At 66.2% G+C, this 15425-nt stretch carries 14 protein-coding genes and 2 pseudogenes; 2 read left to right on the plus strand and 14 right to left on the minus strand.

Going from position 1 to position 15425, the window contains the following annotated elements:
* The 6 genes and pseudogenes from AC04MD_RS04670 to nirK all read right to left on the minus strand — a co-directional run.
* Positions 1–185, minus strand: a pseudogene (locus AC04MD_RS04670) (IS30 family transposase); the annotation flags it as partial.
* Positions 186–260: 75 nt separating this feature from the next.
* Complete coding sequence (locus AC04MD_RS04675) at positions 261–500, minus strand: hypothetical protein (RefSeq protein WP_475496174.1); 240 nt, start codon at positions 498–500, stop codon at positions 261–263.
* 52 nt (positions 501–552) lie between these two features.
* Positions 553–1008 (minus strand): azurin, encoded by a 456-nt coding sequence (gene azu / locus AC04MD_RS04680; protein WP_475496175.1) that lies wholly within the window; start codon positions 1006–1008, stop codon positions 553–555.
* A 47-nt stretch (positions 1009–1055) separates the two neighbouring features.
* Entirely contained in the window at positions 1056–1619 is a 564-nt protein-coding gene (locus AC04MD_RS04685) for an SCO family protein (RefSeq protein ID WP_374502774.1), read from the minus strand.
* A complete protein-coding gene (locus AC04MD_RS04690) occupies positions 1616–2398 on the minus strand; it encodes a formylglycine-generating enzyme family protein (protein ID WP_475496176.1) in 783 nt (260 codons plus the stop codon). Before AC04MD_RS04690 ends, AC04MD_RS04685 begins: the two co-directional genes overlap by 4 nt.
* Before the next feature lie 7 nt (positions 2399–2405).
* Positions 2406–3464, minus strand: a complete 1059-nt coding sequence (gene nirK / locus AC04MD_RS04695; protein ID WP_162108216.1) for a copper-containing nitrite reductase — start codon at positions 3462–3464, stop codon at positions 2406–2408.
* 262 nt (positions 3465–3726) lie between these two features.
* On the opposite strand from nirK, the pseudogene AC04MD_RS04700 reads away from it, so the two are divergent.
* A pseudogene (locus AC04MD_RS04700) lies at positions 3727–5741 on the plus strand (TonB-dependent copper receptor).
* Between the two features lie 124 nt (positions 5742–5865).
* Here AC04MD_RS04700 and AC04MD_RS04705 read toward each other — a convergent pair.
* From AC04MD_RS04705 to AC04MD_RS04725, 5 genes are read right to left on the minus strand one after another with little or no spacing between them, the layout of a single operon-like run.
* Entirely contained in the window at positions 5866–7101 is a 1236-nt protein-coding gene (locus AC04MD_RS04705; RefSeq protein ID WP_475496177.1) for a hypothetical protein, read from the minus strand.
* Complete coding sequence (locus AC04MD_RS04710) at positions 7098–7364, minus strand: DUF2249 domain-containing protein (protein ID WP_475496178.1); 267 nt, start codon at positions 7362–7364, stop codon at positions 7098–7100. The genes AC04MD_RS04705 and AC04MD_RS04710 overlap by 4 nt, the downstream gene beginning before the upstream one ends.
* The gene (locus AC04MD_RS04715) at positions 7349–7498 is read right to left on the minus strand and encodes a hypothetical protein (protein ID WP_162108212.1); all 150 of its coding nucleotides are present in this window, start codon (positions 7496–7498) and stop codon (positions 7349–7351) included. Before AC04MD_RS04715 ends, AC04MD_RS04710 begins: the two co-directional genes overlap by 16 nt.
* A gap of 5 nt (positions 7499–7503) precedes the next feature.
* Positions 7504–7905 (minus strand): SirB2 family protein, encoded by a 402-nt coding sequence (locus AC04MD_RS04720; RefSeq protein ID WP_475496179.1) that lies wholly within the window; start codon positions 7903–7905, stop codon positions 7504–7506.
* A 5-nt stretch (positions 7906–7910) separates the two neighbouring features.
* Positions 7911–9167, minus strand: a complete 1257-nt coding sequence (locus tag AC04MD_RS04725) for an NnrS family protein (protein ID WP_475496180.1) — start codon at positions 9165–9167, stop codon at positions 7911–7913.
* A gap of 165 nt (positions 9168–9332) precedes the next feature.
* Here AC04MD_RS04725 and AC04MD_RS04730 point away from each other — a divergent pair, with 165 nt between their 5' ends.
* Positions 9333–9578 (plus strand): hypothetical protein, encoded by a 246-nt coding sequence (locus AC04MD_RS04730; RefSeq protein ID WP_475496181.1) that lies wholly within the window; start codon positions 9333–9335, stop codon positions 9576–9578.
* A 257-nt stretch (positions 9579–9835) separates the two neighbouring features.
* Here the strand turns inward: AC04MD_RS04730 and AC04MD_RS04735 are convergent, their stop codons facing one another.
* The 3 genes from AC04MD_RS04735 to AC04MD_RS04745 all read right to left on the minus strand — a co-directional run bounded on the left by AC04MD_RS04735 (position 9836) and on the right by AC04MD_RS04745 (position 15414).
* Positions 9836–11536 (minus strand): P-loop NTPase fold protein, encoded by a 1701-nt coding sequence (locus AC04MD_RS04735; protein ID WP_475496182.1) that lies wholly within the window; start codon positions 11534–11536, stop codon positions 9836–9838.
* 281 nt (positions 11537–11817) lie between these two features.
* Complete coding sequence (locus tag AC04MD_RS04740) at positions 11818–12630, minus strand: restriction endonuclease (protein WP_475496183.1); 813 nt, start codon at positions 12628–12630, stop codon at positions 11818–11820.
* A gap of 510 nt (positions 12631–13140) precedes the next feature.
* Positions 13141–15414: a nitric-oxide reductase large subunit gene (locus tag AC04MD_RS04745; protein WP_475496184.1), complete on the minus strand. Its 2274-nt coding sequence runs from the start codon at positions 15412–15414 to the stop codon at positions 13141–13143.
* Positions 15415–15425 lie beyond the last annotated feature (11 nt).

Here is a 15425-nt window from a genome sequence, read left to right on the forward strand (position 1 = left end):
ACCCGCGAGGATCGCTGCCTCACTGGCGGACGAATGCCGCCATGCTCGGCCAGGATGTTCCGCACTGAGCTATGGTGCCGGTCAAACAGGGAAGCGATCTGATGCAGCGACTCGCCCTGCTGCCAACGGTCCCACATCAGCGCCTTCTGGGTGTCGGTGTAGTAGATCCTCTTCCTGTGCTTCATTCGCAACACTCCTGCTGCCTATGCAGCTATCCGTGTGTTGCATCGATCATATGAATCCGCGACCCAAAGCGGACATCAGCCGCTGCAGCCGCCACAACAAATCGACGGCAGGCGCACAATGTCGTCGGGACTGAGCCGATAGCCAGCGTGCGCGAACGCGAGCAACAATTCCACGGCATGGGCGCTGGTCGCGCAGCGCAGTTCGCCCGTGATCACGTCACGGTCGACCAGCACGGCAGGATCCAGGTCCACCAGATGGTGAGCGAGGATGGCGAGATCGACCGCTCGCTCGCCCACGCGGATAACGTATTCCATCGCAAGGCTCCTGAAGCGGATGCACCGCCCTGTGGCGGCGCATCGGGTTGGTTTACTTGGTGACGACCAATTTGCCCTTCATCAGCGTGGAGTGGCCGGGAAAGCTGCAGAAGAAGCTGTAGTCGCCGCCGGCAGTGAGCTTCTTGCCGGGGAAGGTGATCTTGGTCTTCTGTCCGCCGCCGATCAGCGAGGTGTGCGCGATCACGCGGGCATCGCTTGCCTGCACATAGGCACCCGCCGCACCGGCCTTCATACCGTCACGGGCGACACCGGCCAGGTCAGCGGTCTTCGACACGACGACGTTATGGCCCATGGCGGTGGCCGGCAGCTTGCCGGTATGCGACAGCTCGAGGGTGATGGTGGCGCAGCTGGCGGAGACGGTGGCCTCCTTCAGGTCGAATTTCATGGCGTCGTCGCCCTTCAGGCTGACCGTGCAGTTGCCGGCGGCCTGGGCCATGCCGGCGGCGCCGAACAGGGCAAGGGCGAGCAGGGAGTGGGAGAGTTTCATCGTGTGGCTCCGTCGTTCATCGTCTGGGTGGGTGTGGGATCATGACATCACGGTCCGGCGAGCAGCGCCTTGACCTGGGTCAGGAACTGCGGATCCGCGGCGGCACCGGTCACCTCGCTGCGCGCGCGCACGCGGCCGTCGGCGTCCAGCAGCACCAGCACGCTGGTGTGGTTGATGCTGCCGTCGTCGCGGAACCGGTAGCGCACGTCCAGTACGCTGGCGATGGCGCGCACGTCGTCGGCCGCAGGCGTGAGGAACCGCCAGCCGTCCGGCACGCGGTGGCGCTGCGCGACGTCCTGCATCGCGGACGGGGTATCGCGTGCCGGGTCCAGGCTGACCATGACCACGCCCAGCCGCTTGCGTTCGGCGGACGTCAACTGCTTCTGCAGGCTCTTGGCGTTCTCGATGATCAGCGGGCACATCAGGTGGCAGTTCGTATAGAACATCGACACCACGCGTGGCTGGCCGCGCAGCGAGGACCAGGCGACCGGTTGCCCATCGGCGGCCTGCGTACTCGCCTGCAGGTGGTAGACCGAATCGCCGGGCAGCGGCTGCGCGTGCAGCGGCGCGGCGAGTACCAGCAGGGAAAGGAACAGGGAGGCGATCTTCATGGCGTGCTCCTGGCACAGCGGAAACCGAGGTTGCCCAGCGTGGCGTCGGGTTGCAGCGCGGACAGCAGCACGAAGCGCTTGACCACGCCATAGTCGCCGGGATCGTTGAAGCTCATGGCGGTGGCGCCGCAGTAGCGCAGGGCGTCGCCGTCCTGCTGGCCGCGGCGGTCGCCGTCGCCCAGCAGCGAGGCGACATCCTCGCTCCACTCCCAGTGCGCGCCGTGCAGGCCATGGATGCCATAGGCATTGGCCGGTGCGCCGGCCGCGGCATCGATGGCATGCGGCGTACCGTCGTTGACCTGGCGCACCCGCCACGCAACATCGGCGCGCGCGTCGCGGCGCGTGGCGTCGGCGGCCGCCGCGTATTCCCATTCGACGAAGCGCGGCAGCCGCGCCTGTTGCGCACGGCAGTAGGCGTCGGCGGCGTACCAGTTGACGTGCACGACCGGCGCGTCCGGATCGAGCGCCGACCCGGGTGCGTCGGCCGTGGCCCAGTGGCCCAGATAGCCCGGGCTGGCGAACACGACGGGAATGCGGTCGCGTCGCCACTGCGGCTGGCGGGCGAGGAATCCGGCGAAATCGCGATTGCTGACAGGCCGTGCCATCAGCGCGAACGAGGCCACCCGCACCACACGGGTGTCCTCCTCGAAGCGCACGGACGAACGGAAATCGCCGCCCTCGATGCGCCGGTATCCGCTGTCGGCGTCGCCGGCGAAGGCGAACGCCGATGCCAGCGCGAGCAGCAGGAACGTGGCGGTCGAAGGCGGCGTCCGTTTCATCCGATCCTCACTTGCCGGCCGCCGGCTTGGCTTCCGGGTACTCGATGTCGTGTTGCTGGCCCGTGTAGATGTCGGGGTTCTTCTGTCCCTCCACCTTCAGGATGCCCAGCGAGCCTTTGTGGAACGTGCGGAAGATGCTGTGGTCCACCAGCACGAAGTTGCCCGGCACGTCCGCCTTGAACTCGACCATGGCCGAACCGCCGGCGGGGATCAGCGTGGTCTGCACGTTCTCCTGGTACTTGCTGCCGCCTTCGGTGTAGACCTTGTCGAAGATTTCGCCGATCACGTGGAAGCTGGACACCAGGTTCGGGCCGCCGTTGCCGACGAACATGCGGATGGTTTCGCCCGCCTTCGCCGTCAGTGCGTTGTCGCCCTGCAGCGCGTCCACCGAGCCGTTGAACACCACGTAGGTCGGGTGCTCGTCGATCGCCTTCTCCAGGCTGAAGGGTTGCAGGCCGGGCTCGCCGTACGCGCCTTCGGTGTAGAAGTCGCCCTGCACCACGTAGAACTCCTTGTCCACCGGCGGCAGGCCTTCTTCCGGCTCCACCAGGATCAGGCCGTACATGCCGTTGGCGATGTGCATGCCGACCGGTGCCATCGCGCAGTGGTAGATGTACAGGCCGGGGTTCAGCGCCTTGAACGAGAACTGCGTTTCATGCCCCGGCAGGGTGAACGTGGCTTCCGCACCGCCGCCCTGGCCGGTGACGGCATGCAGGTCGATGTTGTGCGACATGTGCGAGTCGTGGCGGTTCTTCAGCTTGAACTCCACCGTGTCGCCCTTGCGCACGCGGATGAAGCTGCCGGGCACGGTGCCGCCGAACGTCCAGAAGTTGTAGGTCACGCCATCGGCCATGCGCATGTCCTTCTCGATCATCTCCAGGTCGACGACGACATGGGCCGGTGTCTTGCGCGTGATCGGCGGGGGCACCATCGGCGGCGCCGTCATCACCGCGTGGATGGTTTCGCCGGCCGGCGTGATGCGGCCGCCCTGTTCGCCGGCGAAGGCGGGGGCAGCGGACAGCGCCGCGAGTGCGCAGGCGAGCAGGGAGGGGTACAGGCGTTTCATGGTGCGTTCCTCGGTCGATCATCGGTGGGTGTGCGGCCATGGTGGAAATGCACGCACGGCGCCTCGTTGATCTGAATCAATCGGAAGGGCGCGAACGCACGGATTCGTGCAGGGGCTTGACTCACGTCAAGCGCGCGCATCGATGCGACACCCTGTCGCATCTGCGCTCCAGGGTGCGTCGCGAGAATGGCGGCATCACACGAGGAGATGCGTCATGAACCGTAATCTGCTGTGCATGGCCCTGCTGGGCGCGCTCGCGAACATGCCGATCGCGCATGCACAGGAATCCCACGCCGCGCTGCATGCCGATGCGATGCCCGCCACCACGCTGGACGGCATCGTGGTGGTCGGCGTGGCGCCCGCCATGGCCACCACCTTCGTCACCGATCCCAAACTGCCGCGGCAGCCGGTGCCGGCCAGCGACGGAGCGGACTACCTGAAGACCATTCCCGGCTTCGCCACGCTGCGCAGCGGCGGTACCAACGGCGATCCGGTGTTACGCGGCATGTTCGGGTCGCGCATCAACCTGATGACCAACGACGGCGCGATGAGCGGCGCCTGTCCCTCGCGCATGGACAACGCGCTGTCGTACATCGCGCCGGAAACCTACGACCGCCTGATCGTCGTCAAGGGGCCGCAGACGGTGCTGTGGGGCGGCGGCGCTCCGCCGGCACGGTGCGCTTCGAGCGCGAGATCCCGTACTTCGCCGAGCCGGGCGTGCAGGCCACCGGCAGCCTGCTGGCCGGCAGCCGCGACCGCAACGACCAGGTGCTGGACATCAGCGCCGGTACGCCGCGAGGCTATGCGCGCGTGTCCGCCAACCGTTCCGAGGCCGACGACTACGAAGACGGCAATGGCGACGGGGTCCCGTCGGCGTGGAAGAAGTGGAATACAGACGCCGCGCTCGGCTGGACGCCCGACGAAGACACGGTGCTGGAACTCAGCGCCGGCATCGGCGACGCCCAGGCGCGCTACGCCGGCCGCGGCATGGACGGCGCGCGGTTCCGCCGCGATAGCCTGGGCCTGCGCTTCGAGAAGAAGCATATCGGCGGCGTGCTCGATGCCGTGGTCGCCAACGTCTACCAGAACGACGTGGACCACGTGATGGACAACTACAGCCTGCGCGACCCCGACCCCACCGGCAGCATGCCCATGCCGATGGCCAGCAACGTGGCGCACCGCACGCGCGGCGGCCGCGTCGCCACCACCTGGCAGGCCGGGCGCTGGGAAGTGACCACCGGCGTGGACCTGCGCGCCAGCCGGCACCGCAGGCGCAGCGCCAGCGGGCGGGGGGCCTACCTCGCGCTGCCGTGGGGCGTGGACGCCAAGTTCCACAGCTGGGGCGCCTTCGCCGAATCGCACTGGCACATCACCGACACCCATCACGTGATGAGCGGCGTGCGCGTCGACCGCGCCGAAGCGCAGGACCTGCGCGCCAGCACCGGCGGCATGATGCCGATGCCCAATCCCACCGCCGGCAGGGTCCGTAGGGAGACGTTGCCCAGTGCGTTCGTCCGCTACGAGTACGACATGGGCGGCCGCTGGGGCGCGTATGCCGGCCTCGGCCACACGCAGCGCATGCCCGATTACTGGGAGCTGTTCTCGCCCACGCGCGGCCCCGTCGGTGCGCCCAACGCCTTTGCCGGCGTGCAGCCCGAGCGCACCACGCAGCTGGACATCGGCCTGCAGTTCAACGGCGCCAAGGTGGACTCCTGGGCCTCGCTGTACGCGGGCCGCGTGCAGGACTTCATCCTGTTCGACTACACCGCCGGGATGATGGGCAGCACCACCCGCGCACACAACGTGGACGCCCGTATCCGCGGCGGCGAAGCGGGCATCGACTGGCGTCCCGCCCAGGGCTGGAAACTGTCGGGCGCCGCGTCCTACGCCTGGGGCGAAGTCCGCGATACCGGTACGGCGCTGCCGCAGATGCCGCCGCTGGAGGCGCGCCTGTCGGTCAGCCATGAACGCGGGTCATGGTCGTGGGGCGCGCTGTGGCGCGTGGCGGCCGCGCAGGATCGCGTCAGCACCACGCAGGGCAATGTGGTCGGCCGCGATCTGGGGCCGAGCGCGGGCTTTGCGGTGTTCTCGCTCAACGGGGGCTATCGCTTCAGCGATCGCCTGCAGCTGACGGCGGGCATCGACAACCTGTTCGACCGCGCCTACAGCGAGCACCTCAACCTGGGCGGCAACAGCGCCTTCGGCTATCCGGCCGATCCGGTGCGCATCAACGAGCCTGGCCGCACCGCCTGGATGAAGCTCAACCTGCGCTACTGACGCGAGGGAATCGGGGGGCACCGTCGCAGGGCGGTGGCGGCCCCCGCATGCCGTTCGCCGTGGCCCCTATGCCACGAACGGGTCTGTTGTTCAGAACTTCCCGCGCGCGAGCAGTGCCGGAGAATCAGCCATCGTCGCGCCCCCACATCACCGCCTGCCGCCAGCAGCGCCACTGCCCGTGCAGGCTCATCGCATAGGCAAGCGCGATCCCGAGACCGGCGCTGCGGGCGAGGACCGGCGCGAATGCAGCCGCCACCAGCCATGCGCCCGCGACGGCATGCAGGACGAATGCGCGCCGCCTGTCCGCTTCCTCGAATAGGCCGCCCACGCCGGGCACGCGGACACCGCGCGGAACACGCTGGCGCAACGCGATCCAGGTGAGGAAGGCGGTGATCTCCAGCGCCATGCCGACGACCAGCAGCGGCAGGCCGACTCCCAGTACCAGCACGCCGAGCGGCACCAGCGGCACGTCGGGTCGCAGCGCGAACAGGCTGGCGGCGAACAGGCACGCGCAGCCGGCCTGCCAGAAGCGGCGCAGGACCGGATTGCGACGATGCGGTGCGCGCGCCTGCAGCACGCACACGGTGACGGCGAACGCGGCCAGCGGCCACGCCGCGATGCGCCAGGCACTGCCGGGCACCACGCCCGCCTGGACCACCACCCCTATTCCCAGCGTCAGCACCAAGGCGATCTGCCAGGTGCGCAATGCAGGGGCCGGCAGCGCGCGCGTGCCCTGCAGCATCGGTAGCGTCACTCCGCCCACCGCGGCCAGCAGTCCCAGCACCCAGCCGATGACGCCGAAGGCCGCGTGCACGTCCACCATGCCCGCGGCTGCGGGCCCGCGCCAACCGGTGCGCGCCGCCAGCAACAGCAGGCCCAGTGCCGCCGTCGTAATCAACGCGAGCAGCGCCAGGCCGATGCCTTCGCGCACCACGCGTGCACCTTTGCCGCGAATGACGGCCGCCAGTGCCAGCAACGCGAAGATCGCCAACGATCCGCCCAGCATACCGCCCGCCGGCAAGGCCAGCGCGTGCGACGACGCGGCGAACGTCGCCAGCAGCAGGGCCAGGCCGGCGTTGAACGCTGCATGCAGCCACGGCACGACACGCGTGCCCGGCAAGGGACTGCCGGCGGCGACGGGCAGGAACTGCACCAGGCTGCCCAGCATCGCGTTGCCCAGCAGGCCCAGCGCGAACACGTGCACCAGCACGAGCGTCGCGGGCGTCCAGCGCGACAGCAGCGCGATCTCGCCCTGCCAGGCCAGCCACAGCCCCGCCACGGCGCCCCACGCCAGCGCCGCGATCAGGAAGCGCATCGGCAGCGACGGCCGCGGCGCCGACGCGAACGCCAGTCCGCTCATGCCGCCTGCGGGGGCTCCAGTACATGCCGGTCGGCGAGGTGGCAGATCGCGATGCAGGCGTTGCCCGCTTCGGTATCGCGCACCCGGTATGCGAATCCCCACTGGTCCAGGATCGGCAGCAGCGGCGCGGGAAACAGCGGCGTCTGCGCCACCAGGCGCTCACCGCGCTGCAGGGTGCGCAGGCAGTCGAGGATGCGCTCCATCGGCTCCGGTGCCGCCAGGTCGCGCAGGTCCAGCCGCACCAGGGTCAGGGCATGTGCCATGCGTCCGGCTCCGGGTCCTGGTGGTCGGGCGCGCAGTCCAGCGACAGCCCGGCGGCGTCCAGCGATTCGCGCACGCAGCAGGCGCAGGTCGCGAAGGCTTCGGGCAACAGTCCGGTATCGAAAGCGGTATCCATGGCGTTCAACTCCCCAGCCACAGCAGCCAGCCCCACGGATCGTGGGCGCGGGCGATGCCATACACCTGCAGGAAGCACAGCACCGCCGCGACCACCAGTGCGGTGCGCGCACCGTTGCCGCGCGCGGGACGGAACGCGGCGATGCCCAGCCCCACGTAGGCGACCAGGAAGGCGATCTTCGCCGTCAGCCAGCCGTTGGCGAACATGCCCGCCGGCAGGATCGTCAGCAGCATCATCGCGCCGGTCAGCAGCACGGTGTCGATGGTGTAGCTGGTGTAGCGCACCACCGCCGCGCGCGGCCAGCGCATGCCGGCCAGCAGCGCGAGCGCGCGCAGCGCGAACAGCGTGCCGCTGGTCATCGCCGCGCCCATGTGGACCAGCTTGATGTCGGGGTAGAAGGTCATCATGGCGCTCATCCCGGCCTCCCGTCCGCACGCGGTCGCAGGTAGATGCCGCCGATGCGCCCGACCCACGGCGCCAGCGCCAGCAGCCAGCCCACGGCGGCGGCGGCCTGCCACGCCATCGCATCCGGCGCGACATCGGCCACGATGCGCATCACCGTCACCCCCTGGATCGCGACGAAGGCGAACCACGCCACCTTCGGCATCACCAGCGGCCGTCCGGAATGGCCCTGCGTCACCCGCGTGACCATCGCCACCAGTAGGCTGCCGAAGAAACCGATGAACATCGCATGCATCGGCGCGCGCCCCAGCACGAACGCGCCCGTCGCCAGGAAGGTGATGCTCTGCACCCCGTACAGCAGGAAGGTGATGGGCAGCCATGCGGTGCCGATGAACAGCACGGCCAGCAGTCCCGGCATGCGCGCGCGCGGCCACCAGCGATGCACCGCCCACGCGGTCAGGAGCAGCAGCGGCACGTCGGCCAGCCACAGCCAGGCGTAGGCGTGCGCCAGTTCCAGGCCCAGATGCAGCATCAGCAGCGCCCACACCGCGCCCAGCCATGGCAGCGAGCGCCACGGCACGTAACCCGGCACCACGTTGCCGGCGAAGAACGGGAACATGCGGTGCGCCACCGTCACGTACACCGGCAGCAGCAGGCCGAAGCCACCGAGCTTGATGCTGGCGAACGCCCACGTGGGCGACGCGCCCAGCGCGAAGGCGATGAACATCACCAGCCCCAGCCAGCCCAGCAGCAACCCGGCGAAGCAGGAGCGCGCGTGCCAGGTCCTGGCGGTGTCGTCCGCGAGTAACCGGCCAAGCGTCAGCAGTGCCGTGGTCCAGCCGGCCAGCGCCATCCACAGGCCGACGGTCAGCCCCGCCTGCCAGCCCGCCACGCCCAGCAGGATGGCCAGTTGCCCGCCCATCAGGCCCAGGCCCACCGGCACGTAATGCCAGCGCTTGAGGTCGGCCATGCCCATCCAGCGCGGGAACACGGTCAGCAGGAAGCCGAAGATGAAGCTGGGCAGCACCAGGTACTGCATCAGGAACGCATGCAGCCAGCCGGCGTAGATCGGTGTCTGCGGCATTGTCCACAGGCCCCAGCGCGTGGCCACCAGCCACAGCGCCCACCACAGCATCGCCAGCAACACGTTGCCGGCGCCGATGAAGAACATCAGCCGGTGCGGTGCATGCGCCAGCCACGCCGGCGAGAGGCCGGCCTGTGGCGGCGCGGCGCGCGGACGGGGCGGGGGAACGATGTCGATCTTCATGGGTACCAGCGTGCCCGCACAGACCCGCGACCGCCTTGACGTGGGTCAGGCCGGGCGCGATTCGCATGCCTGCGTCGCCTTGATTCCGGTCAAGGCCGTGCGCGTGGCGAACGCCTACAGTCCTGCCATCCGCGCCAGCGCGCACCCACGACCACAGGAAGCCCGATGTCCGACCACGCCCATGCACCCACCGCGCAACGCCAGCAGGCCATGACCGAGGCCCTGCGCGCCTGGGACCCGGAAGCCGAAGTCAGCCTGGAAGCCGGCACTGGCCGGCTGATGGTGATGACCACGCTGCCCACCGAGCGCGTGATCGCCATCCTCAAGGAGGTCGGCGAACACGCCGAAGCCGGCGACAGCGAACCGCGCGGCCACAAGGCGGGGCAATGCTGTGGTGGGTGTTCGCATTGATCAGCGAATGATCCCAGTGCCATGTCCAGCAGCAGGAAGCAATCGCTGTCCGAGTCGGGATCCGTTCCATCCGCAACACGCGGGTAACCTTGCGCGCTGCACCCGGAGTTATCCGGACGTCGCGCGAGGTCGTGGCAAGTAACTAAGGTAAGGCTAAAGGCCGCACCCGGGGGAACGTGGCGCAACCGTGTGAAGCGCCCCGGGTGCGCTGCGCTTGCCCGGGCTACGCTGGCTGGCCTCCACCACAGCGACCGCTCTCATTCGAGCTGTTCTGTCTCTAGTAGATGGGCAATTCCTGCCGATGCAAAGACGGATTTGATTATCGCACCAAGACGTCCGTATGCCTGCTCTCGAATTACCTTCTTACAGGCCTCCACAAAAACGTCCATAGCCCCTCCAAAGTGCCGCTCGTAACGGTCTTTGCTAGCAGTGAATTCCGTCATCTTTCTGATGACTGTTCGAACCTCATCTTGGGTGCTCGAATCGAAAAGCTCCTCAAAGTCGGCGACTGTCACCCTCTTCAATGCAGCCTCTTCCCTTATCCCCCACGAACTTCGTGCTGCTACCTGAAAACAGGCGTCGTACAAAGTCTTCTGCTGTTGGGCGACCGCCTCCATCCGTTCAAGAGCAGCCTGTATGTCGGGATGGATTCTGCGTCCGAAGATGTTGTCAAAAGGCTGTTCCGGCGCAGGTCTATTTGTGAAATCAGCGACCCAAGCATCGACTAGTTGTTGTGATACCTCATCGCCGCCATCAAGCATCTTTGTAAACTCGCTTAGTGACGTCATGTCATCCGGTCCAAGAAACTTGACTTTGTCGACAAGTCCACGCGCTCGCTCAAGTAGAGCGGCGTTCTCGATCCGAAAATTCCAATGCACATCTGAGTAGAATCTCCTTACCTCCGAGTGCACGTTCATTGCATCCTGCTCATGAACATACCTTGCTATGATGTTGTTGAGTCCAGCTGTATCGATGGAACCTTTTTGTAGAAACTCAACAACGAGCTCTTCATATTCATCACAGCCGTTAATTCCAAGCTCAACGAGAAGCATCCCCCACGCACTGCGCTTTGCTTTTATGTTGTCGTCTTGTGGAACCTGATCGTCAAGGCGCCAATCACTCTTTGTTCCAGTTTGCAGAACGAACTCAAGTGGCGGACCATCTGTAATTCCGCGCAGGTGAATGGCAGTCAACAAGACAGTAGATGGAATCACTCGTCCAAGGACTTCGTTAGTGACGTTGTCGTGTTGCGACAGTATCGTCTCGCACGTCTTGATAATTCGCTGAATTACGCGAATGTTGTTTATTCTGCATGACTCAACAGCCTTTCTTACGTGAGGCGCGAACCTTGTCTTATATTTTATGTCCGCAATATCAAATGCTTCGCTAGCGGATGTATCTAGTACGACCTCATTGTCGATTACCTTTTCACGAAGTGTGTCCCATGTATTTCGTTGCTCTAGCTTGTCGGTATTCAGTATTAAGACAAATCGCGCGCCGAATTGCTGCGTGAATTCGTCAATGAATCCGAGTAGCTCGTCGATATCTAAATTTATATGCTTGCGCTCAATGTCATCGATGACAATTATTTTGTCTTTCAGAAGCGTCGGTGCCAGCAGCTGAGGGATATCTAGGAGCGCTGAGAAACCCGAGTGGAATCCCGTAGCAACCTTGACGGCACTCGATATTCCCTGTCTCACAGTGGCGTAGCGTGAAGCATTCCGCTCATCTGTAGGAAGCAGCGCTTGCACTAGCTTTTGCTTAACCTGCGCAAGCGTGGTTACCCCAAAGAGGGACACATAGAGCGCACCCTTGATCCTTTCATCATTGGATTCGCGCTTTACTTCGTGCCATAGGTGGCTCTTGCCATTGCCCCAGAGACCAGAAAGGGCGATGACCTTGTTGTCTGGGTCGGCGAGCAATGCAATTAGCCGAATCTTTGTACTGTCCAGGGACATTGGCGCTCCTATATGTCATTGGGCTCAAGCGATTCTCACATGCCAGCGCCAGCCAAGAGCCCTTTGGCATTCCCAGTACGATAGGTTGGGATGAGCCTGCGAGCCCCAACGTCAAGGCAACCGAACAAGTAGCCCGGGCAAGGCCAAAGGCCAGAGTGTGGAACGTAGCCTCCCCGTGTGAAGCGCGCCGGGTGCGCTGCGCTTACCCGGGCTACGCTCACCCCAACCCATGCACCGATCTGTCGATGAAGATCAGATCGCGCCGCAAGCCCGCTTCACCCTCATCGCGTGCCCCTGCACATCGGAAATGCGGGGCACCCCCAAAAACCTTCGCCCGTACGCCGATTGTTCCTGCGCACCATGGGCGTGTCGCAGTGCGGGCAGGGCGGCGCGGATGAGTCCTGTATCCCTTGCGTACCCAGCACAGGCTCGACCTTTGCCGGCATGCCTTCCGCAACACCGCCCAACCGCTGCACGCCACGGATCATCGCCAGCAAGGCGGGCCCGTCTATCAACGCAATCGGCTTGCCTGCCGCAAACCGCGCCGCGTCCGGCGTGAATCCCCCCAGCGCCGCAATGCGCACTTCGTCCGCCCGGTGATGGGCCAGTAGCCCGTACATTTCGCGCACCACGCTGACCGGCACACGCTCGCGCCGCCACTGCTTGCACTGCACCAGAATGCGCCGGCCGCCGTGGCGCAGCACCAGATCGATACCGCCATCGGCGCTACCCAAGCCCGTTTCTTCCACGGCGTAGCCGCGGCGGCGAAACGCCTCGCCCACCAGTCGCTCGAAATCGCGCCAGCCCAACGCGGCCACGCTGTCCAGGCCAGTGCGGGTATCCAGCAACCGGCGCGTGTCTCGCGCCCTGAAAAACGACATGCCGGCCGCCATCACGCACAGGCCGAGGAAGACCCACGCCAGCGGCAGGAACGGATTGAAATCCCGGAAGGCACCGCCCATGGCACTGTTGTGCGCGAACAGCAGTGGGATGCCGTGCGCGATGGCCAGGTAGCCCACGCCCCCCGCGCATAGCCCGACCGGCCATGGCAGCGCAGCCAGATTGTCGATGAAACCGCGACGACCACGTCCCATGTGGCTTCCCTTCTCACCCCGTGAAGGAACATAACGCGATCGGCGGCCCCGCGCACCACCGGCCTCGCGCCGTTCGTCGGGAATCAGCAGGAGCGGAAAGCCATTCGGGGCTGTTTCAGCGCCAGCTCGCCTTGCGCAATGGCGAAGGCTTGGCTTCGATGTCGACCACCCGCACTACGTTGCGCATCCGTTTGGACCGCCCGGGGTGGTCAGCGCTTATCCCGGCTACGCGGGCGCGAACTTTGGCGCAGAAGGCAGTGTCGGCATGTTCATGCATGCATGCATGTATCGGGTGAGAAGTTTGGAGTTTGCGCCGGGAGAGCTTCCGGACGCGCATGGATTCGCAGCTTCGGCGCCCCGCATCCGGCCTTCGGCCACCTTCTCCCCGTGAACGGGGAGAAGGATCCCCCTGCGATGCCCACGCAAAAAAGAGAGCCGCTTGCGCGGCTCTCTGGCTGCAACCTGCAGCAGGTGGCCCGGCATCCCCATCCACGGATGCCGGTTCCAGGGTCAGGCTTCGCTCGGTTGTGCGGCGGGCAGGGGCTCGCGGCGCGGGGCCACCCACAGGCGGAACACGAACCAGGCCAGCGCCACCGCGCCCACGCTGAACAGCGTGTCGGCCGGTACGCGCATCCACACCAGCATCTCCACGATCGGCTGCTGCATGAACTCGGCCGAGCGCGCGTACCAGTAACCGTGGTCGACCGAGGCGATCAGCTGCAGGATGCCCAGCGGCAGCAGGGTGAAGGCGGCCATGCCGGCCAGGCCGATGTTGAGCGCCCAGAACGCTGTCTTCAGCAGCTTCTCGTTCCACGCCACGTCCGGCTTCAGCCCGCGCAGGCAGAACAGCATCAGGCCGATGCCCAGCATGCCGTACACGCCGAACATCGCCGTGTGGCCATGGTTGGCGGTCAGGTTCAGGCCCTGCATGTAGTACAGCGGCAGCGGCGGGTTGATCAGGAAGCCGAACAGGCCGGCACCCACCAGGTTCCAGAACGAGACCGCCAGGAAGAACATGATCGGCCACTTGTACTTGGCCATCCACGGCGTGGCCTTGCCCAGCTTGTAGTTGTGGTAGGCCTCGAAGCCGACATAGGCCAGCGGGACCACTTCCAGCGCGGAAAAGCTCGCACCCAGGGCGATCACCGACGGCGTGGTGCCGGTGAAGTACAGGTGGTGCAGCGTGCCCAGCACGCCGCCGGCCATGAACACGATGGTGGCGAACAGCACCGTGAGCGTCGCGCTGCGGACCTGCAGCAGGCCCAGGCGGGTGAACAGGAAGGCGATCACCGCCACCGCGAACACCTCGAAGAAGCCTTCCACCCACAGGTGCACGACCCACCAGCGCCAGTATTCGACCATCGACAGGTGCGTGTGCTCGCCCCACATCAGGCCGGCCGCGTAGAACAGGCCGATGCACACCACCGACAGGAACAGCAGGCCCACGATCGAACGCGAATCGTCGCCCCTGCGGATCGCCGGCCACAGCGCGCGTCCCACCAGGGTCAGCCACAACAGCAGGCCGACGAAGAGGAACCACTGCCAGAAGCGGCCCAGGTCCACGTATTCCCAACCCTGGTGGCCGAACCAGAAGTTCCTGGCCAGCCCCAGCTTCTGCATCACCGCCAGCCACTGGCCGGTGAAGGAACCGATCACGATGACTAACAGGCACGCCCACAGGAAGTTCACCCCCAGGCGCTGGAACTTCGGCTCGTGTCCGGAAATCGCCGGGGCGATGTACAGGCCCATGCCCAGCCAGGCGGTCGCGATCCACAGCACCGCCAGTTGGGTATGCCAGGTGCGCGTGAGCGAGTAGGGCAGGATTTCGGCGAGCGCGAAACCATAGGCTTCCTGGCCTTCGACCTGGTAGTGCGCAGTGGTCGCGCCCAGCAGGATCTGCACCAGGAACAGCGCGATCACCACCCAGAAGTACTTGGCGGTGGCGCGCATCGAGGGCGTCACCTTGATCGCGGCCAGCGGGTCCTTCTTCGGCAGCACCGGCACCATTTCCTCGCCGTGGCTGGTGGCGTAGTGCCAGCCCAGCAGGCCGATGCCGGCGATCAGGAACAGCACGCTGAACACCGTCCAGATGAGCAGGTTGGACGCCGGCGTGTTGCCGACCAGTTCGTCGTGCGGCCAATTGGCCGTGTAGGTGATCTCCGAACCGGGGCGCTCGGTGACCGACGCCCATGCGGCCCACCAGTAGAACGCGGTCAGCTGGCGACGGTGCTCGGCATCGGCCACCGTGTCGTTGCGCATGGCGTAGGCCTCGCGCAGCTCCGCGGTGGAAGGGTCGTGGCCGAACAGGCGCTGGTAGTGGTCGGCGACCTGGGCCATGGCCTGTGCGCGGTCGGCGTCGACCGTGATCGTGCCGGTGGCGGCGTCGTAGGTGTTGGGCCGCAACAGTGACTGCACGCGCTTGGCGTAGGCGGCCTGGGTGGCTTCGTCCAGCGTCTTGTAGCTGTCCGCGCCGGTGTCGCGCTTGGCCCACAGGTCGAGGATCGCCTCCGCTTCGCGGTGCAGCCAGTCCGCGCCCCAGTCGGGCGCCACGTAACCGCCGTGGCCCCAGATGGAGCCCAGCTGCTGGCCACCGATGGACTGCCACACCTGGCGGCCGGTCTCGATGTCCTGGCGGGTGTAGACCACCTTCCCGTCGGTGGTGACCACCTGTTCCGGCATGGGGGGCGCCTGGCGGTAGGTCTCGCTGCCGACCCATAGCAGGACGGCGAACGACGCCATGAGCAGGGCCGCCAACCCCACCCACAACTTGCGTGTCGAATTCATGATGCGGCTCT

The organism is Pseudoxanthomonas sp. LjRoot206 (assembly GCF_056175725.1).

Coding starts and splice junctions, on each gene's coding strand:
- azu (WP_475496175.1), bottom strand. CDS start 1,008: ATGAAACTCTCCCACTCCCTGCTCGCCCTTGCCCTGTTCGGCGCCGCC.
- AC04MD_RS04705 (WP_475496177.1), bottom strand. CDS start 7,101: ATGAGCGGACTGGCGTTCGCGTCGGCGCCGCGGCCGTCGCTGCCGATG.
- nirK (WP_162108216.1), bottom strand. CDS start 3,464: ATGAAACGCCTGTACCCCTCCCTGCTCGCCTGCGCACTCGCGGCGCTG.
- AC04MD_RS04735 (WP_475496182.1), bottom strand. CDS start 11,536: ATGTCCCTGGACAGTACAAAGATTCGGCTAATTGCATTGCTCGCCGAC.
- AC04MD_RS04730 (WP_475496181.1), top strand. CDS start 9,333: ATGTCCGACCACGCCCATGCACCCACCGCGCAACGCCAGCAGGCCATG.
- AC04MD_RS04715 (WP_162108212.1), bottom strand. CDS start 7,498: ATGGATACCGCTTTCGATACCGGACTGTTGCCCGAAGCCTTCGCGACC.
- AC04MD_RS04740 (WP_475496183.1), bottom strand. CDS start 12,630: ATGGGACGTGGTCGTCGCGGTTTCATCGACAATCTGGCTGCGCTGCCA.
- AC04MD_RS04745 (WP_475496184.1), bottom strand. CDS start 15,414: ATGAATTCGACACGCAAGTTGTGGGTGGGGTTGGCGGCCCTGCTCATG.
- AC04MD_RS04725 (WP_475496180.1), bottom strand. CDS start 9,167: ATGAAGATCGACATCGTTCCCCCGCCCCGTCCGCGCGCCGCGCCGCCA.
- AC04MD_RS04685 (WP_374502774.1), bottom strand. CDS start 1,619: ATGAAGATCGCCTCCCTGTTCCTTTCCCTGCTGGTACTCGCCGCGCCG.
- AC04MD_RS04690 (WP_475496176.1), bottom strand. CDS start 2,398: ATGAAACGGACGCCGCCTTCGACCGCCACGTTCCTGCTGCTCGCGCTG.
- AC04MD_RS04675 (WP_475496174.1), bottom strand. CDS start 500: ATGGAATACGTTATCCGCGTGGGCGAGCGAGCGGTCGATCTCGCCATC.
- AC04MD_RS04710 (WP_475496178.1), bottom strand. CDS start 7,364: ATGGCACATGCCCTGACCCTGGTGCGGCTGGACCTGCGCGACCTGGCG.
- AC04MD_RS04720 (WP_475496179.1), bottom strand. CDS start 7,905: ATGATGACCTTCTACCCCGACATCAAGCTGGTCCACATGGGCGCGGCG.